Source organism: Kribbella sp. NPDC051718, from assembly GCF_040681515.1.
In the GTDB taxonomy this organism is placed as follows: Bacteria; Actinomycetota; Actinomycetes; order Propionibacteriales; family Kribbellaceae; genus Kribbella.
Map to the genome: position 1 here is coordinate 1 of NZ_JBFAYZ010000003.1, position 24,766 is coordinate 24,766.

Consider the following 24,766-nt stretch of genomic DNA (forward strand, 5'->3'; position numbering starts at 1 on the left):
CGGAGCCTTGGCCAGCAGTTCCAGCGTGTCGGTGGCGTCGAGGTCTTCGAAGGCGACTACGGCGGCGGGGAAATAGTCCCGCAGTGCGTGCCGCAGCCGCTGACCGGTCCGGGTCCGTTCCCAGATCAGTGTCTTGTGCATCCGGGTGACCACCTTGATCGCCTGCACCTCGGCACTGTCGCCGGCCACCGCACGCAGCTGGTGGGAATCGGTACGGACCATGTCGGCCAGCACGTGCGCGTCAGCCGCGTCGCTCTTGGCCCCGGACACCACGTGCCGTTTGCGGTACTGCGACGCGCTCAACGGGTTGACCGCGAACACCCGGTAGCCCGCGGCCACCAGCGCGGCCACCCACGGACCCCGGTCGGTCTCGATCCCGATCACCACCTCGACCTCGTCGGGATCGGCATCACCGAACTGCCCGGCCACCAACGCGTGGAACCGCGCCATCCCCGCCATCCCCTCAGGCAGTCGCGCTGTGGCCAGTACCTGGCCGCCCTCGTCCATCACCTCCACATCGTGATGCTCCTCGGCCCAGTCATCACCCACAAAAAACTTCACCACTCGTCTCCCGAACTCGGCACCATTCCACCACCAGTAAGCCGGCCGGGAGAACCGTCAGCGACCTAATGAACCAGTGCTCACGCCCCACCACACAGCGGGCCGGGCACGACATCCCAGCAGCGATCAAATCTCCCGGTCACCAGCAGGGGCACGCTCTCCGTCTAGAACTCCAACGTCCAGGAGCGACCAGTGCTCACCAGCCAGCGGCTTACCAGCCCGAGTCTGCCAAACCGGCGACCCGCTAACACTCATTAGGAGCGGCAAACCAGGGTGGGTGGGAGCGCCTAGAGCTGGGAGCGACGCAGGAGCGAGCGGCGGCGGGGGCGTGGGGTGCTGTTACGCGGGTTTGGCTGTGGTGGCGGTGCGGTAGTTGAGTAGGCCTTCCACGCCTCGGACGAAGGTGTTGCAGACCTCTTCGGGGTTGGTCAGGCAGCCGGCTGTCATGGCGCCGTCTCGGAGCATGACGAAGTGGCGGGCGGGGGGTTGGGGGTTGGCATCGCCGAGGTCGCTGAAGAGGGTGGCGATGGTGGTGGCGAACCAGTTGCGGTGGGCAAGGACTGCCTGGTGGACGGGGTGGTCGGGGTCTGGGTACTCGGCGGCGGCGTTGAGAAAGGCGCAGCCGCGGAAGCCGTCGGAGGTGATGGCGGTGGTGATCGATCTCGCGACGGCGCGGATGCTGTCGGCGGGGGAGGCGGCGCTGGTGATGGCGTGGTCGAGCTGGTCGCGCTCCAGTTGGGCGACGCTCTCCAGGTAGGCGACGACCAGTTCTTCCTTGCCGGTGAAGTGCCGGTACAAGGTTGCGCGCGTCACCTGGGCCTCGGCGACGATCCGGTCGATGCCGACGGAGTGGATGCCCTCTGTGTAGAAGACCCGCGTCGCGGTGCCCAGCAGCCGCAAGCGCGCCTCGGAAACCTTCACCATCTGCCCAAGCGTAACAGACAGGTAGAACGTTCTGTCTTGACAAGACGGGCGGGCAGCGCCCATGGTAGCGAGAGGTAGAACGTTCGGTCTCTTTGAAAGGCTCACCAACATGACCACGATCGAAGCCAGCACCGCCGGCATCGCCCCGGCGCTACGCCGCCTGTACTTCGGACGCTTCGCGTTCGCCATCGTCTGGGCTGGGCTGATGTTCGTCGCCAAGTCCGACCTCGGCCCGCTCGGCGTCGCCCTGATCGTCGTCTACCCGTTGTTCGACGTCGCGGCAGCGGTCGTGGACGTGCGTACCACCGGCCCGACGCGCGGGCTCTACGTCAACATGGCGATCAGCCTGCTGGCTGCGGTCGGACTGGCGATCGCGGCAGCTTCCGGCGTACCGGCGGTACTGCGGGTGTGGGGTGCCTGGGCGGTCGTCTCCGGGCTGATCCAACTGATCGTGGGCGCCGGCCGTCGCAAGCTGGGTGGCCAGTGGCCGATGATGCTCAGCGGCGGACTCTCCGTGCTGGCAGGGCTTTCGTTCGTGGCCGGAGCCACCGCGGACAACCCGAAGCTGACCAACATCGCCGGGTACGCCGTACTCGGTGGAATCTTCTTTCTCGTCTCGGCGATCCGGCTAGGTCGTCAACAGCCCGGTGCCGTGCGCTAGGGCGGCCGCCTCGGTGCGCGTCGTGACGGAGAGCTTGCGCAGGATCCGGGCGACGTGGGTGGCGATGGTGTTGGAGGAGACGAAGAGTTCGCGGGCGATCTCGGCGTTGGACAGGCCGCGGGCGAGCACCTTCAGGACGACGAGTTCGCGCGCGGTCAGGCCGTACGAATTGGCCACGACGGGCGTTTCGGCCAACCCGGCTCTGGTCGTCAAGGCGGCGATCTCCGCCAAGAGGGGCGCGGCGGAGAGGTCGGTGGCCAGAGTGTGCGCCTCGGTCAGGCGGAGGCGGGCGCCGGGTTTGTTGCTGGTGGCAAGGGCTGCCGAGGCGGCGGCGGTGAGGGTCATCGCCAGTTCGTAGGGCCCGGACAGTGCCCGCCAGGCAGCGACGGCGGCGTCCCAGGACTTGAGGGTGTTGGATTCGGCTGCCTCGGCCGTGCGGAGGACGGCAGCGACGGTGGGCCAGCGGGATTCGCCGTCGGCCAGTCGGGCCCGTACTTCGTTGAGGCGGGTGGCGGGTTGTCTGCGGTGGGAGCGGGAGAGGCGCTCGAAGTAGACGCCGGCGAGGAGTACCCAGGCTGTCTCGTAGTACAGGACGTCGTCGCTCGCGAGGACCTTGTCGAAGTGGTCGGCTAGGACCTTCTCAGCGGCGTCGCGGTCGCCCTGGCCGGCGAGTACCAGGACTCGCAGGCTGGTGAAGAAGTGTTCGAAGGCGGCCGGGCGACGGTCGCCGAAGGTGTCTTCGGCGACGTTGATCAACTCGCCGGCGTAGTCGAGATCGCCACGCCTGCAGGCGATCTGAGCGACGAGGAATCGCAGGGCGGCGTCGTGGCGCGGCGGCGGGCCGTCCGCGAGGGCGTCCTCGACGACGTCGAGAGCCTCGTCCCAGCGGCCCAGGTAGAACAACGCGTAGGCACGGTTCTGCGCGAGCATGCTGCCGCGGGCGCGGCCGAGTCCCCAGCGTTCGGCCGTCTGCTGAGCGGCCGCGATGAGGGTGACCGCCTCTTCGCGATGGCCGTTCTTGTTGAGCGTGAGGCCGGCCCATTGCACAGCCGTGAGGTACGTGTAGTGGTCGCCACCAGCTTCCGCCGCCGCACGGCAGTCGGCGTACTGCTGCAAGGCAGCCGGGACGTCGCCGTTGCGGTCGGCAACCCAGCCGAACACCAGCAGCGCCGCCGCTCGCAGGCTGTCGTCTCCGAGCGCGAGCTCGTACGCCTCGGCGGCGCAGGTCTGGGCACGCGACTGCAAGCCGTCGATACAGTGCAGGTAGGCCAGGGACGAAAGCAGCCTGCTCCGCAACACGTCGTCCGCGCCGGGCGGTACGAGTTCGACGGCACGCGTCAGGTCCTCGATTCCGCTGTTGTCGATCCGGTTTCGGAGCAGCCCTCTGAGTCCGAGGAGTCGAGCCGCATCTGCGGCCCCGCAGCCGGCCGCAAACCCAACTACGTAGCCCTCGACTTCTACCAAAAGCCCGAAGGCGGCGCCGTCCGCAACCTCCTCGCGGATCTCAACACCTATTGGTAGACGCTCAGCTACCCGGACGTGATCCGTCCGGGTAGCTGGGTACCGTGCTGGACATGGCTATCGGAAAGTACCCAAGTTTCGCCCTCGACTGTGCCGATCCTGTCGCCCTGGCGGAGTTCTACGGCGCGGTGCTGGGCTGGGAAGTGCAGAAGGACGACAAGTGGAGTGAGATCCGCGGTGACGGCCAGTGCATCTGCTTCCAGCGGGTTGACGACTATCGTGCGCCTGTCTGGCCGGGGCAGGACGTGCCGCAACAGATGCACCTCGACGTGATGGTCTTGGATCTGGACATCGCCGAGGCCGAGGTGCTCGAACTCGGTGCGACCAAGCCGGAGCACCAGCCCGGTACGACGTTCCGCGTCTTCCTCGACCCGGCGGGCCACCCGTTCTGCCTCTGCGTCGACTAGCTCGTCAGCAGGCGGGTGTGGCCGGCGGGGAGTTTGGACCACCAGTTGTTGTAGCGGGAGTAGACGGCTGGGTCGCGGTCGGCGAGGAACGTGGTGAGGGACTCGGCCTCGGCGCGGAGGGCCTTCCAGACCTTGGCGGGTTGGCGGCGGAAGGCGATGGCTTCGATGCCCTCGGGGGTCGGGCGCCAGAGGCCGGCTACGTGGCCGTCCACCAGGATGGTCGGTAGGACGTCGCCGTTGGTGCGCGTCACGATGGACTTGTACTCCGTGGGCACCATCCGCGAGCGGTCCGCGTAGGCGAGCAGGGTGCTGTCCCACATCGCCATCAGGCGTGGGGGAGCAGGCGTTTTGGCCGGCGGGCGTGGTGCGTCCGGTACGTCGTACAGCTGCTCGCCGGTCGGCCCTTCGAGGACGATCAGCTTGTCGAGGAGCGAGGTGATGGCCGCCTTGGCGCGGGTGCGGTGGACGGAGGCGAACTGGGCCACGTCGGGCATCGACGCCGGGCCGAATCCTTCGAGATAGCGCCAGACGAGGGTCTCGAGCGCTTCGGCCGCCAGCTCCTCGGAGTACGGGGAAGGCTGTGGCGATGCGACGTACAGGGGTCGTTGGCCGAAGGACCATGGGCCGCCGGTCGGTGCGTGCACGACGGGCACGAAGCTGCGAAGGCCCCACCACACGTCCTTGCCGGGGATGCCGCTGTGCTCGCCGAGCCACTGCTCGATCTCCGCGTTGGTGCGCGGCGTCTTGGTGAATTCGAGCAGCCCGGGGATCAGGTCGTGCGCGTCGCCGATCGGGAGTCCGCCGGCGCGGCTTTGGGTCAGTCGCCCTCGCAAGGTCGCCTGCATGGCTGTGTGCAGCGGCAGGTGATCGTCGCGATGCACAGCATGCAAGGTGAAACGCATCAGCGTCGCTTTGATGAGTCGGCTGTCGGTGAAGGCGGCGTCGAGGTCGGCTGCCTTGAAGTCGGTGAGCCGGTTCCAGAGCGCGATGTACGGCGATGCCGCGTGCTGCGCCTGGATGGCGACGATCCGTCGCGTCCCCTCGACGGGATCCAATGCCTCCCGGTTGAGCAACAGCTGTCGCGCGAGCGTCGCGCGGTTGAGTTCCTCTGCGCTGACCTTCGGCGTCGGCGAACCCACGCTCATGCGGGCGGGAGATCTGCGGCGATGGTGAGGAGCCGGTCGAGGACCGAGCCGCCGGACGCACGGCCGCCGTCGTGCTCCCACTCGTTGGTGATCCAGGTCTTGAGGTTGCCGACTCGGGCGGCCGTTTGCAGCGAGAGCCCTGCGTCGACGTACATGTCGTCGTGCCAGACAGCGGCCGCCACGGGGACACGGTTGGCCTGCAGCTTCGGTACGTCGTACAGGGGAGTCCAGTCGGTCGCGCCGGCGAGGAGGTCGGCTGCTTCCTTGAACGGCTTGAGCAGGGCGATCTCCTCGAGCATCCAGGGGTAGATCATCTCCCCGGTGAACAGGAAGTGCTCGGCGTCGCCGTCGAACTCGGCCGGACGCAGGCGCTCGGCGGCCCAGTTGGTCGGGCGGTCGTCCTGCCCGTAGATGCTCTCGTGCAGGACGCTGAAGAGCGGGCCTGTACCGAACTGGGTTCGTTCCATCACGCCGTAGCGGAATTCAGCGCCCAGTTCGCCGTCGTCCCAGGCTCCGTCGATCAGCCAGTGCAGGGTCTCGGCGTAGTCACCCATGCCCAGGTTGAGGCCGAGCGTCTGGAAGCGCCGGACGGTCAACGGGTCGCCGTCAGGGAGTCGTACGTCGTTGTCGCGCAGGTGATCCACGATCCGGCGTACCCGCTCGACGTCCTCCGGGTAGCGCTGGTAGAACGCCTCCACCTTGGCGCGCACTCGCGGATACGTCCGGCTGTAGACGTCGTCGGCTGTCGTGTCGAGACCGGGCAGCCCGCCGGTGATCAGACAGGTCTTGAGGCCCTCGGGTGCCAGTGACAGATAGGTGAGCGTGATGAAGCCGCCGTAGCTCGTGCCCAGCGTCGTCCACGGCTTGCCGGGGCTGAGCTGTGCCCTGATGAACTCTGCGTCCCGCACGATCGAGTCGGCGCGGAAGTGTCGCAGGTACGCCGCCAGTTCGGCCGGCGCGAGTTTGGATGCAGTACGGGCTGTGACCGCGGTACTGCGACCTGTGCCGCGCTGGTCGAGCAGCAGCACTCGGTAGTCCTGGGTGGCGCGGCCGATCCAGCCACTGGCACCCATGGGCCGCGGGGAAGCGCCACCCGGTCCGCCCTGCAGGTAGATGAGCCAGGGAAGATCAGCGTCGACCTTGGCCGCCGCAACGACCTCCCGGGCGAGTACCTCGATGGTCGGCCCGTCCGGCTGCGAGTGATCGAGCGGCACGGTGAACACGTGATCGGTGACGACAAGTCCTGGAAGTCTGGGCACCGGCCCATTGTCCCCAGACGAGCTGAACGAGAGCTAACGTGGGGCGGGTGCGAGTAGCTACCTGGAATGTGAACTCGGTCAAGCAGCGGATGCCGCGGTTGTTGGAGTGGCTGGATGAGCGGCAGCCTGATGTCGTCTGTCTGCAGGAGACCAAGCTGGCGGACGATGCCTTCACGAAGTTGCTGGGGGATGAGCTGTCGGGGCGCGGGTACGAGTCCGCTGTCTATGGGCAGGCGCAGTGGAACGGTGTGGCGCTGCTGTCGAAGGTTGGCTTGGACGACGTCGTCACCGGGGTCGCCGGGGCGCCGGGATTCCCCGATCCGGAGGCGCGGGCGATCGCGGCGACGTGTGGTGGGGTCCGGATCCACTCGCTGTACGTGCCGAACGGGCGGGAGCCTGACTCAGATCACTATCAGTACAAGCTGGCTTGGCTTGCCGCGTTGAAGGAGGTCGTCGCGGCTGGGCCGGCTGAGCAGATCGTCTGCGGGGACATGAACATCGCGCCGACCGATGCCGACGTCTTCGATCCCGCAGCGTTCGTCGGGTCGACGCACGTCACGGCGCCGGAGCGGCAGGCGCTGGCCGATCTGATGTCGACCGGGTTGCACGATGTGGTTCGCGATCGGTGGCCGACTGAGCGGGTGTTCAGCTACTGGGATTACCGCGCCGGGATGTTCCACCAGGACCTTGGCATGCGGATCGACCTGATGCTCACGTCGGAGCCGGTGGCCGAGCGGGTCAAGGCGGCGTGGATCGACCGCAAGGCGCGCAAGGGGACCGGTCCGAGCGATCACGCACCGGTGATCATCGACCTGGATACCGCGCCCGACGGCGACATCGGTCCGGTCGTACCGCCGCCGTCGGCACCACGCGGCGCCAAGAAGAAGACCACCAAGCTCCCCCAGAACCGCTGAATGAACAGCCCCCGCCTGGTTGCGCTTGTCAGCGCCCTCTCGGTTCTTGTTGTGGGATGTTCGGAGGACAAAGCTGCGTCCCCGCCGCAGGCTGTGGTGTGGACGCAGGTTGAGTTGCCGGCCGAACCGGTCGTACTGACCGGGCACGGTGACGAGTTGCTGATCGGGTTGCGTGATCGCAGCGCGAAGGTCGTGCCGAGGTTGCTGCTCCAGCAGGCGGATGGCAGCCGGCAGGAGATCAAGGTGGAGGCCAGGAGTCCGTACGCGCTGCTGGCTACCTGGCAGTCGGTTGCGTATGACGGGCAGCGACTGCTCGCCCTTGGCGGCGCCTCGGGTGGGGCGCACTCCAACACCCGCTGGACGGTGTGGACGGGGTCGGGCAAGGCGCTGACGGAGTATCCCCAAGAGTTCAACACCTTCGGCGGGCAGAACGCGGGCGGGCTGTACTCCGCGATCATCACGCCGGCTGGTCAAGCGCTCGCCGGTACGTGGGGGAGCGCGAACACCGGACTGGACGGCGCGATCTGGCTGCCGCAAGGGACGACCAAGTGGGTGCGGCAGTCGTCGGCCAAGACTCCGTTGGAGAGCGTGAAGACACTGCTGCTCAGCCCGAGCTATGGCACCGCGGCCGGCGACGGGATTCTGCTGGTCGGCTCGCAGGTCCGGCTCGATTCGAAGGTCAAGCAGGAGACGGCCGTCTGGCGCTCCACCAAGGTCAATGAGGGCTGGAGCCGGATCGAGCTCCCCGAGCTGGGCGATCGCAGCCAGGGCAACACGGCGACCTGTACCAGCGCGACCGCCTGCACGATCTCCGGGTTCGTCGACGGCAAGCTCGCGATCTGGCAGGTCGACGGCGACCAGGGCAAGCGGCTGGCCGACGTGCCGATGATCCCGGTCGGCGACAAGGACAAGCTGCCGCCGCCGGTGGTCGCCGGCGGGCGGATCTACCAACTCATTGCTGAGGGCAACAAGGTGAAGATGGTCAGCGGGCAGGACGGCAGCTGGACGGTGCAGGAGTCGACCGGCCCCGAAGGCGTGGTCAAGGACGCGGCCCTGATCGGCAAGACCCTCTACCTGCTCGCCGGCCCCGCCGACAAACCTGCAGCTCTGTGGAAGACCACCCTCAGCTGAGCAGGCCCCGGACGTAGGCTGCCTGGCCGGCGTGTTGGAGGTCGTCGGACAAGACGCTGATCAGGCGGACGCCGAGTGTCACCGGCGGATTCCAGCGCTTGTCGACGATCCGGTCGAGGTCGTCGTCGGTCAGGGACTTCAAGTACTCGAGGCTGCGGGCGTGCACGGCGTCGTAGTACCCGAGAAGTTGCTCTCCGGACAGCTTGACCGCCGCGACGTCGTCAGCCGTATGCCCGTAGCCGGTGTCGGCTGCGTCGAACGGCAGGCCGAGCCGCTCATGCCAGCCGTCAACCGTGTAGGTCTGCTCATACCCGCCCGCATCCGCGAGATGGTCGTCCTGGATCCGGGTCAGATGCCAGACCAGCCACCCGATCGAGTTGCCGGACTCCTCCGGGCGCGTCGCGAGCACCTTGTCGTCGAGCCCCTCGACCGCCTCGTGCACGACCTCCTGGATCCGGCCGAAGGCGTCGAGCAACAGTTCACTGGTGTTCATCGGCTGCCTTTCATCGAGCGGCGTCCTTCGTCAGGTGGAGTCTAGTCTGGTCAGGACATACGGTTCTCGAGCGAGGAGCAGTCGTGGAATACCGCACGCTGGGTGGCAGTGGCACGGTCGTGTCGACGTACGCGCTGGGCACGATGACTTTCGGCAACGAGACCGACGAGGACGGCGCGCACGAGCAGCTCGACCGGTACGTCGAGGCCGGCGGCAACTTCGTCGACACGGCCGACGTGTACACGGCCGGCGCCTCGGAGAACATCATCGGGCACTGGCTGGCCAAGTCCGGCGCCCGCGACAACGTCGTACTGGCGACCAAGGGACGCTTCCCGATGGGGGATGGACCGAACGATCTCGGTACGTCGCGACGGCACCTGCGGCAGGCACTCGACGCGTCGCTGACCCGGCTCGGTGTCGATCACGTCGACCTGTATCAGCTGCATTCCTGGGATCCGATCACCCCGCTCCAGGAGAGCCTGAGCTTCCTCGAGGACGCAGTACGGGCCGGGAAGATCCTGTACGGCGGTCTGTCGAACTTCACCGGCTGGCAGCTGCAGAAGGCGTGCGACCTGATCGACCGGCGCGGGTGGTCGCCGCTGGTCACGCTGCAGCCGCAGTACAACCTGCTGGTGCGGGAGATCGAGTGGGAGATCATCCCGGCCGCGCAGGATAACGGTCTTGGGCTGCTGCCCTGGTCGCCGCTCGGTGGCGGCTGGCTGACCGGCAAGTACTCCTTCGACGAGGAGCCGACGGGCGAGACGCGGCTCGGCGACGACCCGAACCGCGGGGTCGAGTCGTGGTTCCGGCGGAGCAAGAACCAGCGGGTACGTGACGTGGTGGAGGCGGTCCGTGCGATCGCCGAAGCGCGGGGTGTCTCGATGGCGCAGGTCGCGCTCGCGTGGCTGGTCGATCGGCCGGCGATCACGTCGGTCATCCTCGGCGCTCGTACGATGACGCAACTCGACGACAACCTCGCCGCGGCCGATCTGTACCTCACTCCCGAGGAAACCCAACGCCTCGACGAGGCGAGCGACCCCGGTGCAGCCGACTACCCGTACGGAGGTCCGGGCGTAGACCAACGCAACCGCCCAATCGCAGGCGGCCGAGCCTAGCCGTCCGCTGCCGGCGTGCCGGCAGGTTGGCCGCCGACGCGCGTGCTGACCGGGGTTAGTCGCTGACGGCGAGTCGGAGGGCGGCGTACGACGCGACGAGCGCGCGCCGCTCTTCGACCAGCAGCCGATCGTCGAGGTTGCAGCCTGCGGCGACCCAGCGGTCGGAGCAGTCCATCGCGTCGACGCGATGCGCCGCTGCCGGTCGTACCGATTCCTTGTCGGCTTTGTAGACATAGGAATAGAGCTCGACCAGTGCATCCTCCAGCTGCTCGCGGGTGACTGCGGAGTCGTGCTGATGCGCCCGATGGATCCGCCACCACTCGACCTCGAGCCGCGCGGCCTTGGCCGGATCGAAGTCCTCGGAGTCGGCGACCAGTTCGTAGAAGCGCCGCATGTACGCCCGCGCCCCGTCCGGCTGGTTGTCGGGGAAAGGCGCCCAGAGCTGGTTGGCCTTGAGCACGTACCAGGCCCCCGCGAGCGTCCGCGCCCGACTCATCCCGAACCCGGCCGCGACCATCCCGACCGAACTCCGCAGGAACTTGATCCAGTCGTGCCGGTAGTACGCGACCCAGGCATCCGTCTCGTGATTACCCACCACGACCGGATCGAACGTCCGCGGCCCGCTCATCAGCTGGGCAGGATTCCGGACCATGCCACCCCGAGGGCGAGGCAGGCGAGCGTGAGAATTCCGAAGAACCCAACCCACAGAATCGCCGGTACGCCGGTGAGCCGCCGCAACTGATCAGCGTCAGAGCTCCGCCCGCCACCGTGCCGTCGTGAGCGCTGCAACTCCAACACCGCCCGCGGCGCCGCAAGCAACAGGAACCAGGTCAGCAGATGCGCGAACCCGGACTGCACCTGCTCCGACCCCCACCAGGACACACCGAACACGATCGCGCCGAACGCGAGCACCGACCAGAGCCCGAACAGGTTGCGGATCTGCAGCAGCAGCAGAAGCAACGCCGCGAGCAGCCCCCACAGCAGCGCAACGGCATACCCCTGCTCCAGCACGAAAGCCGCCGCGATCCCGAACAGCGCCGGCCCCGGATATCCGACCAGCAGCACAGCGATCATCCCGACGCCATCCGGCTTGCCGCGCGACACGGTGACGCCGGACGTGTCGGAGTGCAACCGGATCCCGGCGAGCTGCCGCCCGACGAGTAACGCGATCAGCCCGTGCGCACCCTCGTGCGCGATCGTCACGACCTGCCGCGTCTGCCGCCAGACCGGCCGCCAGGCGATCAACAGCAACGCGACGATGCCGGTCACGATCACCACCGTGCCCGAAGCACCCGGCTGCGTGCTCGTGATGTTGTCCCAAACCTCGCCCATCGCCCCATCCTTGCAGCCACCCGGTGAGATCGACTCCAGGGGATCTGGACGGCCACCCGTTGACAGGGGTCCGACGTCACAGGACGGTGAGTGGAAGGGGATACCAGGGGGAATCATGAAGGCTGCTGCCGTCGTACCGTTGTCGCAGTTTCTTGGGTCGGCGGGGTCGCTGACGCTTGACCAGCGCAAGTTGCTCGTCGATCAGTCGTTGTTGCTGCTCGAGGAGAATTACGTCCATCTGCCGCTCAAGGTCGCGATGCATGCGGTCAATCCGCTGCAACGGTTGCGGGTGATGCGGGCCCGGATGGAACGGCAGACCGCCGGGACGATGGAAGCGGAGTGGCTGTTCCATCGGCAGATGTCGAGCATCTTCCACTCCGTCCGGGATCTGCATACGAACTACCTGCTGCCGGCGCCGTTCGCGGGCAAGGTCGCGTTCCTGCCGTTCATGATCGAGAAGTGTTCCGACCAGAGCGGTGACCACTACCTCGTCACGAGGACGATCACCGGCTACACCGCGCCGCAGTTCGGGGCGGGGGCCGAGGTGACGCACTGGAACGGTACGCCGATCGCTCGCGCCGTCGCCCTCAACGGAGCCCAGTTCGCCGGCAGCAACGACGCCGCGAACCTCGCTCGCGGACTGGAATCCCTCACCCTCCGGCCGTTGGTGATCCAGTCGCCGCCCGACGAGGACTGGGTGACCCTGACCTACGTCGGCCTCGACGGCTCCGACCAGGAACTGCGCGAGCAGTGGAAGGTGACGACCAACCTGCCGCCGATGACCGACCTCGACGCGCTCACCCCGGCGTCGGCGTCGATGGGACTCGACCTCGATTCGGACGAGAAGTCGCGAGCCAAGAAGGCGCTGTACGTCCGTGAGGTCGTCGACCTGGAACGCGGCCAGAGCTCGGCCGAACTCAAGAAACCCCAAGCGGTCGGCGGCGACGACCTGCCGACGACGATGCCCGGCGTGTTCCGCGCCCGCGAGGTGGTCACCGCGTCCGGCACCTTCGGTCACTTGAGGATCTTCACGTTCAGCGTCACCGACCCGATCGCCTTCCGCGACGAGTTCGTCCGGCTCGCCGCCGCGCTGCCGCAGAACGGCCTGATCGTCGACGTCCGCGACAACGGGGGCGGGCACATCTTCGCGAGCGAGTTCACCCTGCAGACGTTGACGCCGCGACACATCTCGCCCGAACCGGTGCAGTTCATCAGTACGCCGCTCAACCTGCGCATCTGCCGGCGCCACAAGGACAACCCGGCCGGCATCGACCTCGGCCCGTGGTTCGACTCGCTCGACCTCGCCACCGAGACCGGCGCCGCGTACTCCGCTGCGAAGCCGATCACCCCCGAGGACGCCGCGAACGCGATCGGCCAGACGTACTACGGCCCCGTCGTACTCATCACCGACGCCCGCGTCTACTCGGCGACGGACATCTTCACCGCCGGCTTCGCGGACCACCAGATCGGCCAGATCCTCGGCGTCGACGACAACACCGGTGCCGGTGGCGCCAACGTCTGGACCCACGGCCTGCTCGCCACCCTGCTCAACGAACCGCCGCCACCGGACGAGAGCTCGCCCTACATCGCGTTACCCAACGGCGCCAACCTGCGCGTCGCGATCCGCCGCACCCTCCGTGTGGGCGACCTGTCCGGCACGCCGGTCGAAGACCTCGGCGTACGACCGGATTCGACCCACCGGATGACCCGGCGAGACCTCCTCGAAGGAAACGTCGACCTGCTCGACGCGGCCGGCGCCCTGCTGGCCGCGATGCCCAATCGCCGCCTGGACGTCTCCACCAAGCTCACCGGCACGACGCTGACGGTCGAGTTGGACGTGGAAGGCCTCGACCGCGTCGACCTCTATCTCGACGACCGCCCGATCAGCTCCGAAGACCTGGCCACCGACCCCATCACCATCGACATCACTGACGTCACCGCCGGCCAGGTCCTCCGCTCCGACGGCTACTCAGCCGGCACCCTCACTGCCTCCCGCCGTACAGCAGTGTGATCTCCTTCATATTCTTCGCAACTATCAGCAGCTCGCGATAATTTGGAGGCTAGAGAACGAGCGTTCGGTTTCCAGGGGAGGGCGCCATGGCGCAGGTAACTCTTTGTCGACCACTAGAGGACCTGCCCTCGCTGTCCCCGCCCGACGAACACCACGCAAAGCTCAAACGCGTCGTCCGGGAGATCGCCTTGTTGGCGGTACTGTTCGGGATCTACAATCTCGGCCGGCTCATCTCGGCCCATCACGCCGGCTCGGCCTTCATTCACGCGGACGAGGTCCGGCACTTCCAGGCCTGGCTCGGCCTGCCGACCGAGGCGCAGGTCCAGCACGTGGCCCTGCAGATCCCCGACCTCGCCCGGATGGCCAACCGGTACTACGCGATGGTCCATTTCCCGCTCACCGCCGCGGTGCTGATCTGGCTGCTGATCCGCCGGCCGGTGGAGTACGCGAAAGCACGCTGGGCACTCGCGTCGCTGACCGGTCTGGCGCTGATCGGGCACCTGGTCTTCCCGCTCGCGCCACCGCGGATGTTCCCGCAGTACGGGCTGGTCGACACCGCGCAACTACTCGGTCAGTCGGTCTACAACGCCGACGCCGAGAGCGGCCTGGCCAACCAGTTCGCGGCGATGCCGAGCCTGCACGTCGGGTGGGCGTTCCTGGTCGCCGTCTTCCTGATCCGCGCCACCAGGTCACGTTGGCGGTGGCTGTGGATCGCGCACCCGGTGATCACCTTCGCTGTGGTCGTCGTGACGGCCAACCACTACTGGCTCGACGGGCTGGTCGCGCTCGGGCTCGCGGTCCCGCTGGTGCTGATCTTCGACAGCCGGCGGGTGCGCCAGGACAGCGCACCCGCCGATGCCGCTCAGGTGTCGACTCAGTTGTCGGCTCAGTTGTCGACTGGTGGACGAGCCGTGGTGGCCAGTTCCTCGTCGGCGCGTACCAGGTAGGGCTCGCGTTCGAGGACCAGCCGGGCGGCGGCCGCGCCGATGTCGAAGTACAGGCCGACGAGTTCGAGCCGGCCGGCCTCCTCGGCTTTGCGGACGCAGGCGAAGCTGCGCAGGTTCTCCAGTTGCACCGCCACGTTGGTGACGGACAACTTGTCGGCCGGTGACAGTTTGATGCCGGTCACCGGGTCGACGATGTCGGGCAGCGCGGCGGACCGGCGTACCGACACCTCCAGATGCTTCAGCCAGGTCCGCAACGCGGAACCGTTGTCGGTGGACGCATCCAGAGCAGCCGCGGCCGCACCGCAGTGCGAGTGACCGCAGACCACGATCTGGGCGACGCCCAGTACTTCGACCGCGTACTCGACCGCCGCGTCGACGGAGTTGCTGTTCGACCCGTACGGCGGAACCAGATTGCCCACGTTGCGAACGCAGAACTGGTCGCCCGGTCCTGTCGTCGTGATCATGTTCGGCACGATCCGCGAGTCGGCGCAGGTGATGAACAACTGCGTCGGCTTCTGCCCGTCGGCCGCGAGCCGCGCCATCATCGGCCGGATCGGATCGGCCGACGCCTCGAACTCGAGGATCCCGTCGAGCATCGCGGCCCGCTGATCGACCTCGGCCACCAGTTGGCGTTGCGGTTGCCAGGGGATCAGCCGGCGGCCCGTGTCGCCACGCATCGCGGCCCGGAACGCCGCCCGGTTGAGGACGACCGAACCGCCGCGGGCGAGATGCCCGCGCCGCCAGTCCTCGATCGCCTCGTATGCCGCGTGGTCCAGGTGGTCGACCTGGAGATCCACCCGGACGGGAGCGCCGACCGGGATCGTGCGCAGCGTCCGGACCAGCGACGCCACCCCGAGGAAGACCAGCGTGCCGCGGATCCGGACGATCCACACGCCGTCCTCCTCGGTCGTGGTGACCGTTGCCCTGGCCAACCGATAGAGCACCCGGCCGAGCGCGAGGATGAGCCCGGCGAGCACTCCCTCGGCCAGTCCCAGGACGGCTACGCCTGCCGCTGTCACGACGTACACGAGAAGTTCGTCGTGTCGGTGGAGGGTGCGGATGTGGGCCATTTGGACCAATCGCAGACCGGTGACGAGGAGGACGCCGGCCAGCGCGGCCATCGGGATCAGCTCGAGCATCGCGCCCGCGGCCAGCACGAAGACCGCGATCCAGACGCCGTGCAGGATCGCGGATGCCCGACTACGGGCACCGGCGGCCACGTTGGTGGAGCTGCGCACGATCACGCCGGTGACGGGCATCCCGCCCAGTGCACCGGAGATCGCGTTCGCGGCGCCTTGGCCGATCAGTTCGCGATCGAGGTTGCTGCGTTTGCCGCGGTGAAGCTTGTCCACGGCAACTGCCGAGAGCAAGGACTCGACACTGGCGACGAGAGCGACGGTCAGGATGGCCGTCGCGATCTCGATCGGGCCGCCGCCGGGCAGTGCGGGTGGGATGAGTTCCTTCAGTGGCGCGTCCGGCAGGCTGACGCGGGTGACGTCGACCATGAACACGGCGGCCAGCGCGGTGACGCCGACCACCGCGACCAGTGGCGCGGGAACGATGTTGACCTTGGGGATCTTGGGCCAGCCGAGCATGATCATCACGGTCAGGACACCGACCAGCACCGAGCCGGCGTGATGCGCCAGCAACTGCGCGGGAAGCCCTGCCACGTTGGCGATCAGGGAACTCTGCGCTTGTCCGCCGAGCACCACATGCAGCTGTTGCACGGCGATGGTGACGCCGATGCCGGCCAGCATGCCGTGCACCACGGCGGGGGACAGGGAGAGTGCGAGCCTGCCGATGCGGGTGACGCCCAGCAGGATCTGGAGCAGGCCGGCCGCGCAGGTGATCCCCGCGGTGGCGGCCCAGCCAAACTGCGTGGCCAGGCCGGCCACGACGACCGTGAGACCGGCCGCGGGACCGCTGACCTGCAAGGGGGAGCCGCCGAGCGCGCCGGCGACGATGCCACCGACGACGGCGGCGACGAGCCCGGCGATCAGCGGGGCTCCGGAAGCGGCTGCGATCCCCAGCGACAGCGGGATCGCGATCAGGAAGACGACCAGCGAGGCCGGTACGTCATGACGGACGATGGACCTCCACGAGCTGCGCTCGGCCGCAGCCTCGGAAGGAGGCGGTGAGTGGTTGGGTGAGATGGTCGGCACGGGTCCTCCGGCGTTGGGTGCTGACAGCAACAGAACGTCGAAACAAAGGGTGTCGATCTGAGTACTCATAGTAACTGGACGTTCAAGGGCAGACGAGCAGTAATTCCAATTCGTTGCCTACTGCCCCATAGCTGAGAGATACGCTCGCCGTCGGCACACAAACGCGCAGCACAGTCCTGGGAGGACGACGAGTGGATCTGCAACTGTCCGGGAAGATCGCGGTGGTCACGGGGGCGAGCAAGGGGATCGGGCTGGCCTGCGTCGAGGCGCTGGCCTGGGAGGGGGTGCAGGTGGTCGGGATCTCGCGTGATCCGGGGAACCTCGCGGCTGCTCAGAAGGTGCTCGCGGAGAAGGGGCTCGGCTTCGATGTCGAGGCGGTGGATCTGACGGATCCGGAGGCCTCGGCGGAGGTGTTCGAGCGGATCGGGATCCCGGACATCTTGATCAACTGTGCCGGCGCAGCCCGGCGTACGCCGCTGGCGGAGCTGGACAGCAAGGCGTTGCACGCGGCGATGGAGGCGAAGTACTTCACCTACATGCATGCGACCGAGGCGGTCGTCCGCGGGATGGCGGAGCGGGGGTCGGGGGCGATCGTGAACATCGTCGGGCAGGGTGGCAAGGCGGCCAACCCGCTGCACATCGGCGGCGGGGCGGCCAACGCGGCACTGATGCTCGCGTCGGTCGGCTATGCGAAGGCGTACGCCGATCGTGGCGTCCGGGTGAATGTGATCAACCCCGGCCTGACTCGCACCGGCCGGGTCGCTGAAGGCATCGAGGCCGCAGTTCGGGCGACTGGTCGTCCCAAGGAAGAGTTGCTCGCCGAACAGGTCGCCGAGATCCCCCTGGGCCGTGCAGCCGAACCCGCCGAGGTCGCCAACCTAGCGGTCTTCCTCGCATCCGATCGAGCCAGCTACGTCACCGGCGCAGTCATCCCGATGGACGGCGGCCTGACCTCCATCATCTGAATGCGAAAGGGAAGGACCACGGGCAGGTGGTCCGTCCCTTCGTCCTGGGGCGACTAGACGGTGATCCAGTCGATGTCGGCGATGTAGCCCGACGGGTTGGAGACCTTGATGGAGTTGCTGCCGGCCGTGAGCTTCACCGGGAGGTAGACGACCTGGGGTGTGCCCCAGTCGTTGTCGCCCAGGCCGTGGTAGTTGACCCAGTACATGTCGGCGTTGTTGATCGTCAGCATGCTCTGGCGGCTGGTGTCGCCGTCGGTGTAGGCGATCTTGACCAGGTACGTACCGGTGGCCGGCACGGTGATGTCGTTCAGCGTCACCGAAGCGTCGTAGCCGATGTTGCCGATCTTCTTGCCACCCGAGCAGAGCGTGCAGCCGTTGGCGCTCGCGTTGCCGGTCAGCGTGCTGTTCGCCGCCTCAGCCTCGTACCGGACCGGCCCACCCGACTTCGAGGTGAACATCGTGACCGGCGCGCTCGCCTCGGACGACTTGTTGCCGTTGACACCCTTTACCTCGAACTTGTACTGCGTCTGCGGCAGCAGCCCGGTGACCACGACACTGGTCGTCGTGCTCGTCGCAACCTGCTTGCCGTTGGCGAAGACCTTGTACGACTTGGCGCCGGTGCTCGGCCGCCACGCCAGCGAGACCGTGGTCCGGCTGACATCCGTCGCCTTGAAGTTGGCCGGCTTGCTCACCGAGCCGAGGCTGTTCGGGAAGATCTTGTACAGCTTCGAGCCGTGCGCCGGCAGCACCGCGCTGACCTGACCGCTCACGTTGATCGTGTTCTGCCCGGCCCAGACATCCCGCACTCGCGCTTTGCCGGTGATCCCGAGCTCGTCGAACTTCCCGGTCACCGTGGCGGGCGCCTCGCCGAGGTTGAACAGCCCGACGGTGACCGACCCGTCGGTGTTCTTCGCGTACCAGGTCTGCTGCAGCTGGTCCTGGTTCAGCGGCCGGGCCGGGACGCCGGCCTGGTCGATCGCGATCACCTCGCGGTTGGTGAGCAGCTTGAGACCGTACGCGTCGAGCTTGGTCAGGTCGTCACCGACGAACAGGGGCGCCGAGTTGATCGCCCAGAACGTCATGTACGACTGGCGCTCGGTCTCGTTGATGCCGTCCATCTCGCCGACGCCGACATTCAGCGCGTCGAGGTTGTTCCAGTGCCCCGGTCCGGCATCGTCGACCCACTGCGCGACGTCCGACCAGCGCTGTACGACGGAGCCGGTCCAGCGGACGATCGTGTCGCAGTAGCACTCGACGTCGGTGTCGATCCGCCAGCCGTTCGAGTTCGCCTTCCAGGTGTCGGCGTACCGGTGACTGAGCGACCACGACAACGTGTACTGCATCGGGCGGCCGGCGTTCTGGACCGCGCGCCACCAGGACTCGACGTCCTCGGTGTTGTTGTGGTTCGGGTCGTCCGGCGCTCCCTTCCAGGAGCCGGGGCCGACGCCGTCCATCTTGATGAAGTCGACGCCCCAGCTCGCGAACGTCTTCGCGATCGAGTCGGCGTACTTCTGCGCGCACGGGCTGGCGTAGTTGATCTTGTACGCCTGATCCCAGCCGTTCGTCGTCCGCAGGTCGGGGTAGACGATGTCGCGGGTGAAGCAGCCGGGCGCGTCGAAGATCGGGGTGTTGCCCTCGCGGTAGACGTCGAAGCCGAGGCCGACCACGGTGTAGATGCCGAACTTCAGCCCCAGCTCGTGGATGTCGTCGCCGACCGCCTTCATGCCCCGCGGGAAGCGCGCCGGGTTCGCGATCGGCCGGCCGTACTCGTCACCGCCGCCCTGCCAGCCGGCGTCGACGTTGATGTACTCGTAGCCGTAGGGCTTCAGCTTGGTGGCCAGTGCCCTGGCCTGGGTGAGGATGTTCTTCTCGCTGATGAAGCTGCCCGGGCCGTCGGGGTTCACGCCGGGATAGTTGGTCGACTGCAGGCTCCAGCTGCTCCAGCCCATGTAGGGCTTCGCGGCGATCTGCGGGTACTTCGCTGGTACCGGTGCCTTGGCGCTCGCGGGTGCGATCGAGGCCGCCGCCGACACCAGGGCGACAGCGGCCAGCAGTGCAATGCCAGTACGGCGTACAGACATAGGGGTCCTCCGTTGTGGGCGGAACGTGCGCCGAGCCTAGAACTGATTAATTTACAAGGTCAAGTAACAAGCCGCGACAACCCTGAGTAAGTGCTGTAACACGAATGCCATCCAACTGAGATCAACCTTGAGAGGGGGCCGGGAGTCTCTCTTACGTAAGGGATCGATGACCCGTGTGAGGCGGGTCTGCCCGAACGGGAGGGGATTGATCATCAACATTTCACGGAAGTTCGGTCGTACGGCGGTGGCCGTGACCGGAGCCGCGACACTCGTCGCGCTCGCGGCGGGGGCCGCGGGAGCAGCGACCTCGAGCCGGCAGGCAGCGGCCCAGCCGCAGCTGAAGCTGGTGGCCGGCAGTACCGACGTGACGCTCGACCGCTACCCCGAGGGGGGTGGCATCGTGCTCGACCTCGGCACCCACATGGTGGCCGGCAAGAGCCCGATCGAGGTCCGGGCGACGCGCAAGTCGTACAAGGACCCGGTCGTCGGCGTGCAGATCGTCAACGGCAAACCCAAGGCACTGCCGGCCGGCTCGGTGACGGACTTCGGCGGCCTGGCGAAGTTCCTGCACCTGACCATCACCGATGCCAAGGGCAAGAAGGTCTATGACAAGGACCGCACCTTCTGCCTGAACGGCGAAGGCTCGCGGACCCGGCCGGACGCGCCGGCCACCTCGCCGTACCCGGAGGGCTGCAGCGCCAACCCGTTCACGCTCGGCGCGGTCTGGGGTCTGCAGGCCGGCTGGTCGTCGAACACCACGAGCTACTACGGCAACGACGAGAACGTCGACCTGCCGGAGGGCAAGTACACCGCGAAACTGACCGTCAACAAGGCGTACAAGGACTTCTTCAAGATCGGCGCGTACGACTCGGCCGTGACGCTGAACGTGACGGTCAAGAACGTCGAGGACTGCGGCCACGGCGTCGCCGACGGTTGCAAGCAGACCTTCGCGAAGGCCCAGGCCAAGGCGCTCACCAAGACGGGCGTCGCGGCGAAGTCGGCCAAGGTCGCCGCGAAGCCGCATGCGCAGCGGCCAGTCGGCAAGGCAGCGGTACCGGCCGGCCCGAAGCCGGACCTGCGGTCGGTGCCGGCCTGGGGCATCCAGGTCACCACCGGTGAGGAAGGGACACCGGAGGCTGACAAGGACTACCTGGCGTTCTCGGCCACGGTGTGGAACGCGGGTCCGTCGCCGCTGGTGCTGGACGGGTTCCGGCAGCAGGGCAAGGACCTGATGGACGCGTACCAATACTTCTACGACGCGAACGGCAAAGAGGTCGGGTACCAGAACACCGGCACGATGGAGTGGGATCCGCGCGAAGGCCACACCCACTGGCACTTCACCGACTTCGCCCGCTACAGCCTGCTGAGTTCGAAGCAGACCGAGGTCGTCCGTAGCCAGAAGGAAGCGTTCTGCCTGGCCGCGACCGACGCCATCGACTACACGGTGAAGAACGCCAACTGGCACCCGTCGAACACCGACCTGCACACCGCATGCGGCAACCACGGATCGCTGTCGGTCCGCGAGGTGCTGGACGTCGGATCGGGTGACACCTACGAGCAGTTCCGTCCCGGCCAGTCCTTCGACATCACCGGCCTGGCGAACGGCACGTACTACATCCAGGTGCAGGCCAATCCGGAGAAGCGGCTGATCGAGTCGAGCACGACCAACAACGTCGCCCTCCGCAAGGTGATCCTGGGCGGCACCGCGCACCACCGCACGGTCAAGGTTCCGCCGGTCGGTCTGATCGACGTTCCGTGACCCTTTAGTTGCTAGGCGCTGGGCGGCCCTTCCTGGGGGAGGGCCGCCTTTGCGTTGCCGTCGTCCTGGGTACAGGTGGTGGAATGGCAACAGCCGACACCCCAGGAGCGACGATGACCGAGGAACGCCGGATCGAGGCCGAGATCCCGCTGGACGCGACTCCCGACGAGGTGTGGGAGGCGATCGCGACCGAGGCCGGCCTGACCGCGTGGTTCGCGCCGATGGACCCGGCGCCGGACGAGAATGGGCTGTCGGCCGACGGCGTCGTACTGCGCTGGGAGCCCGGTCGCGGGTACGCCATCCAGGCCGAGACGAGTGCTTTCGAGTACTTGATCGAGGAGCAGGAGGACGGTTCGTCGATCCTGCGCTTCGTCCAGACCGGATTTCTGGGGGACGACTGGGAGGCGGAGTACGAGGCGACCGCGCGGGGTTGGGACCTCTACTTCCATACGCTGCAGTTGTATGTGTCCGGCTTCCACGGTGCGCCCGCCACCTATGTCGTTGCCGAAGGCCCAGCGTGGTCGAACACCCCGGAGGCCTGGCAGAAGCTGCGCGATGAGATCGGCGGCGAGGTCGGTGCGAAGGTCGAGCTGGACGTCTACGGGCTGGGCGTCGTGGTGGGCGAGGTCGACTACGACGGTCCGAGCCATTTCGGCATCACTACGGAGTACGCGATGCTCCGCTTCCACAACCGCAGCCTGCTCGGTATGCCCGTTGCCCTCGGCCACCATTACTACGGCCCCGGCCAGGACGCCAAGCGCCTCGAGGACGCCTGGCAATCCTGGCTGACTGAGTTCTACCTGACTCAGTAGTGCAAGGGCTTCTTCCTGGTACGCCGGGGTCGCGGGTGATTCGCATCGCGCTGATGATCCCGCCGGGCGATCGTCCGCGGCCGATCGATCCGCGGCACAGCCGGCGGCTCGACCCGTACCTCGGTCTGCGTCAACCCGAGTCGCGGCTGCAGCCAGGGCGAGCGGGTGTCCGAGCGGACCATGACCACGCGGAACCGGCCGGTCCGGGCGAGCTTGATCCCGATCGCGATCGTCGCCACGGCTGGAACCATCCCGGCCAGCAGCAGCCCGAAGCGCGCACCCCAGTGCTGCGCGATCCAGCCGACGGTCGGCCCGCCGATCGCACCGCCACCGATGAACACCAGGTTGTAGATCCCGGCGACCCGGCCGCGGAGTCCGTCGGGGGTAGTCAGTTGGACCATCGACTGGGCGGCTGTCAGGAACATCAGCGTCGCCATGCCGAGCGCGGCGAGCAGCGGGAGGAACGTCCACAGCGACGGCTGGATCGCGGCCACCATCTCGGTCACCGCGAGGATCGAGGCGATCCCGACGAGGTTGCGCAACCGGGTCGGGCGGACTCTCCTTGCCGACAGCAACGCTCCGGCCAAGGAGCCGACCGCGACGACGGAGTTCAGTACGCCGTACCCGGTGGCGCCGGTGTGGAAGACGCGATCCGCGAAGGCGGTCAACGTGACCGGCAGGCTGATCGTGAACATGCCGTAGACGCCGACCAGCGCGATCGCCCAGCGCACGGCCGGCTCGTGGAACGCGTACTTCACGCCTGCTTTCAGTCCATCCCGGATCTTGATCCCGGCGCCGGCCTTGCGGGCAGCCTGCAGGCCGGGCATCTCGCTCTCGCGCATCATCGTCAGCGCGGTGATCGAGCCGAAGAAGGTGAGCGCGTTGAGCGCGAATGCCCAGCCGGTACCGACGGTGCCGAGCAGCGCGCCGCCGAGCGCCGGGCCGATCAGGCTGCCGAGCTGGAACGTGGACGAGACCATGCTGATCGCGTTGCGCAGCCGCTGCTTGCCGACCAGTTCGGTGACGAACGACTGCCGGGTGGGGTTGTCGACGGCGGTCGCGAGGCCGAGGAACAGGGCCAGCGAGTAGACCTGCCAGACCTGGACGCTGCCGGTGAACGCCAAGGTGGCGAGGATCGCGGCGGCCAGGCCCATCGTGGACTGGGTGACGAGCAGCACCTTGCGCTTGGGGAAACGGTCGGCGATCACACCGCCGTACAGGCCGAGCAGGAGGGTGGGCAGGAACTGCAGGGCGGTGGTGATGCCGACCGCGGTGGCGCTGCCGGTCAGCGTCAGGACCAGCCAGTCCTGGGCGATGCGCTGGACCCAGCCGCCGGTCGAACTGACGAACAATCCGCTCACCAGGAGGCGGAAGTTTCGGACCTGCAGAGCGCTGAAGGTGTCTCGGAAACCCGGCCTCTTGAGAGTGTCTTCGGGCTTCGTGGTGATAGTGCGGTGGGTGTGGAAGTCGGGGACGGGGTGGACAGAACCGGTGGCCCGGGTGGTCAAGAGTCATCCCTACGGAGGTTTGTGTCAGGGGAGGTCTCCTCCATCCTCACGGGGTGAGACCGGATTCCGACAGCGAATTACTCCTATTAGTCTTATTGCGTCCCGCAATGAGAGGTGTGATGGTGGCCTACGATCCGGACCAGCTGCGTACGTTCCTGGCGGTGGCGCAGTCGCTGAGCTTTACCCAGGCCGCGGAACGGCTGGGCATCCGGCAGCCGACGGTCAGCCAGCACGTTCGCAAACTCGAGACGGCGGTCGGGCGGCCGCTGTTCGTCCGTGATACGCGGACCGTCACGCTGACCGCGGACGGGGAGGCGATGGCCGGGTTCGCCCGGACGATCCTCGCGGCGCACGAGGAGGCCGCCGGGTACTTCACCGGCTCGGAGCTGCGTGGGCGGCTACGTTTCGGCGTTACCGACGACCTCGCGCTGACTCCGTTGCCGCGGATCCTGCGGGACTTCCGGCAGCTGTACCCGCGGATCGACCTCGAACTGACCGTTGCCCAGAGCCCCAATCTGCTGCGGCGGGTCGAGTCGGGACACCTCGATCTGGCCTACGTCAAACACAGCATGGGCGGCGGCTACGAACCCAACGGCCGGGTGGTCCGGCGGGATCCGCTCGTCTGGGCCGGAATCGCCGGCACCCGGATCGCCCCCGACGGCCCGGTCCCGCTGGTCGCGTACCAGGCCCCGAGCCTCAGCCGCTCCCTCGGCGTCCAAACCCTGGAACAAGCCGGCCGCTCCTGCCGGATCACCTGCATAGTCCGAGGCGTGAACGGCGTCCTAGCCGCCGTCCGGGCCGGCCTAGGCATAGCCATCTTCGCCCGCTCCCTGATGCCCGCCGACCTGGTCGAACCCCCACCCAGCGCCGGCCTCCCCGAACTCCCCGCCATCGACCTGGTCCTGATCACCAACCCCCGAGCCGCCAAAGAACCCGCCGAAGCCCTAACCTCAGCCATCCTCAACAACAACGCCCCACTCAAGCCAGCCGACTAGCTGCCGCCCGCCTCGCGCCGCGCGCTGCGCCCGCGCCCCCGCCCCCGCCCCCGCCCCCGCGCG

Annotated in this window: 23 protein-coding genes; 12 read left to right on the forward strand and 11 right to left on the reverse strand. The window is 67.6% G+C overall.

Translation table 11 applies throughout. The features are described from left to right. A partial coding sequence (locus tag AB0M15_RS11710) for an IS110 family transposase (protein ID WP_363816619.1) occupies positions 1 to 561 on the reverse strand: 561 nt, incomplete at its 3' end. Positions 562 to 900: 339 nt separating this feature from the next. After that, positions 901 to 1,485 carry a TetR/AcrR family transcriptional regulator gene (locus tag AB0M15_RS11715; RefSeq protein WP_363816621.1) on the reverse strand — a complete coding sequence of 195 codons (585 nt, stop codon included), beginning with the start codon at positions 1,483 to 1,485 and terminating at the stop codon, positions 901 to 903. A 109-nt stretch (positions 1,486 to 1,594) separates the two neighbouring features. On the opposite strand from AB0M15_RS11715, the gene AB0M15_RS11720 reads away from it, so the two are divergent. After that, on the forward strand, positions 1,595 to 2,146 hold the full coding sequence (locus tag AB0M15_RS11720; protein WP_363816623.1) for a hypothetical protein: 552 nt from the start codon (positions 1,595 to 1,597) through the stop codon (positions 2,144 to 2,146). Here AB0M15_RS11720 and AB0M15_RS11725 read toward each other — a convergent pair. Then, complete coding sequence (locus AB0M15_RS11725) at positions 2,114 to 3,391, reverse strand: LuxR C-terminal-related transcriptional regulator (RefSeq protein ID WP_363816625.1); 1,278 nt, start codon at positions 3,389 to 3,391, stop codon at positions 2,114 to 2,116. The two genes, AB0M15_RS11720 and AB0M15_RS11725, sit on opposite strands and share 33 nt — an antisense overlap. A gap of 12 nt (positions 3,392 to 3,403) precedes the next feature. Here AB0M15_RS11725 and AB0M15_RS11730 point away from each other — a divergent pair, with 12 nt between their 5' ends. Next, positions 3,404 to 3,667, forward strand: a complete 264-nt coding sequence (locus AB0M15_RS11730) for a hypothetical protein (RefSeq protein WP_363816627.1) — start codon at positions 3,404 to 3,406, stop codon at positions 3,665 to 3,667. Positions 3,668 to 3,720: 53 nt separating this feature from the next. Next, positions 3,721 to 4,074 carry a VOC family protein gene (locus AB0M15_RS11735; RefSeq protein WP_363816629.1) on the forward strand — a complete coding sequence of 118 codons (354 nt, stop codon included), beginning with the start codon at positions 3,721 to 3,723 and terminating at the stop codon, positions 4,072 to 4,074. Here the strand turns inward: AB0M15_RS11735 and AB0M15_RS11740 are convergent. Continuing rightward, positions 4,071 to 5,219, reverse strand: a complete 1,149-nt coding sequence (locus AB0M15_RS11740; RefSeq protein ID WP_363816631.1) for a winged helix DNA-binding domain-containing protein — start codon at positions 5,217 to 5,219, stop codon at positions 4,071 to 4,073. The genes AB0M15_RS11735 and AB0M15_RS11740 overlap by 4 nt on opposite strands. After that, positions 5,216 to 6,478, reverse strand: a complete 1,263-nt coding sequence (locus tag AB0M15_RS11745; protein WP_363816633.1) for an alpha/beta fold hydrolase — start codon at positions 6,476 to 6,478, stop codon at positions 5,216 to 5,218. The genes AB0M15_RS11740 and AB0M15_RS11745 overlap by 4 nt, the downstream gene beginning before the upstream one ends. A gap of 47 nt (positions 6,479 to 6,525) precedes the next feature. Here AB0M15_RS11745 and AB0M15_RS11750 point away from each other — a divergent pair, with 47 nt between their 5' ends. Together AB0M15_RS11750 and AB0M15_RS11755 are read left to right on the forward strand one after the other, a co-directional pair. Further along, on the forward strand, positions 6,526 to 7,392 hold the full coding sequence (locus tag AB0M15_RS11750; RefSeq protein ID WP_363816635.1) for an exodeoxyribonuclease III: 867 nt from the start codon (positions 6,526 to 6,528) through the stop codon (positions 7,390 to 7,392). A gap of 96 nt (positions 7,393 to 7,488) precedes the next feature. Next, positions 7,489 to 8,523, forward strand: coding sequence for a hypothetical protein (locus AB0M15_RS11755; protein ID WP_363816637.1), 1,035 nt, complete (start codon positions 7,489 to 7,491; stop codon positions 8,521 to 8,523). On the opposite strand, the gene AB0M15_RS11760 is transcribed toward AB0M15_RS11755, so the two are convergent. Then, on the reverse strand, positions 8,516 to 9,016 hold the full coding sequence (locus AB0M15_RS11760) for a DinB family protein (protein ID WP_363816639.1): 501 nt from the start codon (positions 9,014 to 9,016) through the stop codon (positions 8,516 to 8,518). The two genes, AB0M15_RS11755 and AB0M15_RS11760, sit on opposite strands and share 8 nt — an antisense overlap. 83 nt (positions 9,017 to 9,099) lie before the next feature. Between AB0M15_RS11760 and AB0M15_RS11765 the strand changes: the two genes are divergently transcribed. Next, entirely contained in the window at positions 9,100 to 10,131 is a 1,032-nt protein-coding gene (locus AB0M15_RS11765) for an aldo/keto reductase (RefSeq protein WP_363816641.1), read from the forward strand. Between the two features lie 55 nt (positions 10,132 to 10,186). Here AB0M15_RS11765 and AB0M15_RS11770 read toward each other — a convergent pair whose 3' ends face one another. Both AB0M15_RS11770 and AB0M15_RS11775 read right to left on the reverse strand, forming a co-directional pair. After that, positions 10,187 to 10,783: a hypothetical protein gene (locus AB0M15_RS11770; RefSeq protein WP_363816643.1), complete on the reverse strand. Its 597-nt coding sequence runs from the start codon at positions 10,781 to 10,783 to the stop codon at positions 10,187 to 10,189. Beyond that, a complete protein-coding gene (locus tag AB0M15_RS11775; protein ID WP_363816645.1) occupies positions 10,759 to 11,463 on the reverse strand; it encodes a M50 family metallopeptidase in 705 nt (234 codons plus the stop codon). The genes AB0M15_RS11770 and AB0M15_RS11775 overlap by 25 nt, the downstream gene beginning before the upstream one ends. A 115-nt stretch (positions 11,464 to 11,578) precedes the next feature. Here AB0M15_RS11775 and AB0M15_RS11780 point away from each other — a divergent pair, with 115 nt between their 5' ends. Both AB0M15_RS11780 and AB0M15_RS11785 read left to right on the forward strand, forming a co-directional pair. Continuing rightward, positions 11,579 to 13,474, forward strand: coding sequence for a S41 family peptidase (locus tag AB0M15_RS11780; RefSeq protein ID WP_363816647.1), 1,896 nt, complete (start codon positions 11,579 to 11,581; stop codon positions 13,472 to 13,474). Positions 13,475 to 13,560: 86 nt separating this feature from the next. Beyond that, a complete protein-coding gene (locus AB0M15_RS11785) occupies positions 13,561 to 14,421 on the forward strand; it encodes a phosphatase PAP2 family protein (RefSeq protein WP_363816649.1) in 861 nt (286 codons plus the stop codon). On the opposite strand, the gene AB0M15_RS11790 is transcribed toward AB0M15_RS11785, so the two are convergent. Further along, positions 14,361 to 16,652, reverse strand: a complete 2,292-nt coding sequence (locus AB0M15_RS11790; RefSeq protein WP_363816651.1) for a bifunctional SulP family inorganic anion transporter/carbonic anhydrase — start codon at positions 16,650 to 16,652, stop codon at positions 14,361 to 14,363. The genes AB0M15_RS11785 and AB0M15_RS11790 overlap by 61 nt on opposite strands. 122 nt (positions 16,653 to 16,774) lie before the next feature. Between AB0M15_RS11790 and AB0M15_RS11795 the strand changes: the two genes are divergently transcribed. Continuing rightward, the gene (locus AB0M15_RS11795) at positions 16,775 to 17,548 is read left to right on the forward strand and encodes an SDR family oxidoreductase (RefSeq protein ID WP_363816653.1); all 774 of its coding nucleotides are present in this window, start codon (positions 16,775 to 16,777) and stop codon (positions 17,546 to 17,548) included. Between the two features lie 53 nt (positions 17,549 to 17,601). Here AB0M15_RS11795 and AB0M15_RS11800 read toward each other — a convergent pair whose 3' ends face one another. Continuing rightward, complete coding sequence (locus tag AB0M15_RS11800; protein WP_363816655.1) at positions 17,602 to 19,629, reverse strand: fibronectin type III domain-containing protein; 2,028 nt, start codon at positions 19,627 to 19,629, stop codon at positions 17,602 to 17,604. A gap of 250 nt (positions 19,630 to 19,879) precedes the next feature. On the opposite strand from AB0M15_RS11800, the gene AB0M15_RS11805 reads away from it, so the two are divergent. Continuing rightward, positions 19,880 to 21,388, forward strand: coding sequence for a lysyl oxidase family protein (locus tag AB0M15_RS11805; protein WP_363816657.1), 1,509 nt, complete (start codon positions 19,880 to 19,882; stop codon positions 21,386 to 21,388). Positions 21,389 to 21,501: 113 nt separating this feature from the next. Next, positions 21,502 to 22,200 (forward strand): SRPBCC domain-containing protein, encoded by a 699-nt coding sequence (locus AB0M15_RS11810; protein WP_363816659.1) that lies wholly within the window; start codon positions 21,502 to 21,504, stop codon positions 22,198 to 22,200. On the opposite strand, the gene AB0M15_RS11815 is transcribed toward AB0M15_RS11810, so the two are convergent. Then, on the reverse strand, positions 22,194 to 23,708 hold the full coding sequence (locus AB0M15_RS11815) for an MFS transporter (RefSeq protein WP_363816660.1): 1,515 nt from the start codon (positions 23,706 to 23,708) through the stop codon (positions 22,194 to 22,196). The two genes, AB0M15_RS11810 and AB0M15_RS11815, sit on opposite strands and share 7 nt — an antisense overlap. A gap of 119 nt (positions 23,709 to 23,827) precedes the next feature. Between AB0M15_RS11815 and AB0M15_RS11820 the strand changes: the two genes are divergently transcribed. Continuing rightward, positions 23,828 to 24,703 carry a LysR substrate-binding domain-containing protein gene (locus AB0M15_RS11820; protein ID WP_363816661.1) on the forward strand — a complete coding sequence of 292 codons (876 nt, stop codon included), beginning with the start codon at positions 23,828 to 23,830 and terminating at the stop codon, positions 24,701 to 24,703. Positions 24,704 to 24,766 lie beyond the last annotated feature (63 nt).